This window comes from Tropicimonas sp. (genome assembly GCF_047971885.1).
Lineage (GTDB): Bacteria > Pseudomonadota > Alphaproteobacteria > Rhodobacterales > Rhodobacteraceae > Tropicimonas.
Genome location: NZ_JBKEAE010000045.1, coordinates 1 through 1,897 on the forward strand (window position 1 = coordinate 1; position 1,897 = coordinate 1,897).

A 1,897-nucleotide genomic window follows, 5' to 3' on the forward strand; every position below is an offset into this window, starting at 1 on the left:
TCGACAGGATGGCGCGTTTCGTGCGTGCCAGCATGCAGGGCTGGAAATATGCCGAGGAAAACCCCGACGAGGCCGCCGGGATCGTGCTGGACCATGACGAGACCGGCGCCCAGACCGAGGAGCACCAGAAGCGCATGATGTCGGAAATCGCCAAGCTGACGGCGGGCTCGGATGGCAGCCTCGATCCGGCCGATGCCGAACGCACGGTGAAAATCCTGATGGCCGGCGGCTCGGACCCGGTGATTTCCAGGGCCCCGGAAGGCGCCTGGAGCGCCGTCGTGACCGACAAGGCGCTGGGAAAGTAGGGACCCGGCAACCCGCCAGGCACGCCGGCCCTGATCCGGGCCGGCGTTGGCGCACAGGCGCGCCCCGCCGGTCCGGATAGGTTCATTCGGCAAGCAAAGGCCCCTCCCCTCGGCAGGTTTCTGATTTCTCCCGGTTCTGTTCGTGATATGACAGCACCACCAAAGATGAGGGTCGCATGAAGTTAAGGCACGATCCGGTTGTCCCATAACGAGCGGCACAAGGCTCTCGGAACTCTGATCATCGGTTTGGTGTTGATCGTAGTGACTTTCGGCGTCGTCCAGCCTATCTATAGTGCCGAGGGCAGTGCTTTGGATAAGATAAAAGCCGCGCATGATGCCGGGACGGTGACGTGGATTCTGGTGGCAATCAGTGCCGCATTTCTGCAACAACACCTCCTGACCCTTCTGGTCGAGAAAGAGCCAGTTGAATGATCGAATTGATTCTTTTGCTCACCTGTGTCGCCATCATTGGTGGCGGGGTTCTCTATGGGCGGTATGTTGAAAAGCAATTTCGCGAGCATCTTTCGGAGTTCTTGAAGTCGATGCCATCGGCAGACATCAAGGCGCATGCCCGGCCTCGCGCCGCCTCCATCATCTCCGCCAAGGCTGCAATCCGGTTCGAGAAAAGCGGCAAATCCCGGATGCAGCCGGGCCACGTAAAAAAGGGGCGGAAGCTTACAAATATTCCGGCCAGGCACCTGACCACCTCTTAGGCCTATACCATATGCAGACGGCAGGCGGGGCGGTGACGCCTCGTTTTGCATGTCCAGGGGGCTGTACCCGTCCAGCCCTTCCCCCCGCACACAGCGCCCGCCTGGCGCGATCCGCGCAGGCCGGCCGCCACTCACGCGCTTGTGAGCGGTATTGTTTCATGATAAATTCACCCCGATCGCACGGTATTTTCCCAGTGCAACGCCGGAACCGCGGCGAGACGTTTTCTACACCGAAAAGTCACATCACGGCTGGCAGCCCTGCCAGCCCAGAACCCGGCAGAAAAACCATGACCACATCCAGCGCCACCGACCCACATCCGCAATTTTCGCGCAGGGGCAGGCTCGGCACCGCCCTTGCCGCCGCCGCCGCCCTTCTGGGCACGGCTGCGGCCATGCCGGCGCTGGCCGCCGAAGGCGGCATCGGCTTCTATATCCTCGGCAGCCGGACCATCAATGCCGGCATCGTGCCGCCGCCGGGCGAATATCTGCAATTCTCGTTCTATGGCTATTCGGGCGGCAAGGGCACGACCGCACCGCTGGGCGGGCGGATCGATCTCGGCCTGTCGGGCGATGCGGCGATCGGGCTCATTACCGGCATCTGGGCGCTCGACAGCCAGCCGGTTCTGGGCGGGCGCCCCTATCTCGTGGCAGTCCTGCCCGTCGGCTGGAAAAAGACCACGCTCGACGGCTCGCTCTCGCGGCCGGGCGGGGACGAGGTTTCGGGCAGCCGCTCGCAGGACAAGTTTCTGATCGGCGACCCGGTGCTGGGCGGCGGTCTGGGCTGGGGCGAAGGGCCGTGGTTCGCCTCGCTCAACCTGCTGGTGAACGTGCCGGTCGGCGATTACGCAAAGACCCGCGTGACGAACCTGTCCTTCAACC

At 63.1% G+C, this 1,897-nt stretch carries 3 protein-coding genes and 1 pseudogene; all 4 read left to right on the plus strand.

All coding sequences use genetic code 11. The annotated features are described in order from the left end of the window. Nucleotides 1-305, plus strand: a pseudogene (locus ACK5IR_RS05130) (ABC transporter substrate-binding protein); the annotation flags it as partial. 198 nt (nt 306-503) lie between these two features. Continuing rightward, the gene (locus tag ACK5IR_RS05135) at nt 504-737 is read left to right on the plus strand and encodes a hypothetical protein (RefSeq protein WP_416926572.1); all 234 of its coding nucleotides are present in this window, start codon (nt 504-506) and stop codon (nt 735-737) included. Further along, nucleotides 734-1,018, plus strand: a complete 285-nt coding sequence (locus ACK5IR_RS05140) for a hypothetical protein (protein WP_416926574.1) — start codon at nt 734-736, stop codon at nt 1,016-1,018. Before ACK5IR_RS05135 ends, ACK5IR_RS05140 begins: the two co-directional genes overlap by 4 nt. 287 nt (nt 1,019-1,305) lie before the next feature. Next, the coding region (locus tag ACK5IR_RS05145) for a transporter (RefSeq protein WP_416926576.1) at nt 1,306-1,897 on the plus strand (592 nt) is incomplete at its 3' end.

What these genes read in the sequence shown, in the direction of transcription:
- ACK5IR_RS05140 (WP_416926574.1), top strand. Translation starts at nt 734, where the DNA reads ATGATCGAATTGATTCTTTTGCTCACCTGTGTCGCCATCATTGGTGGC.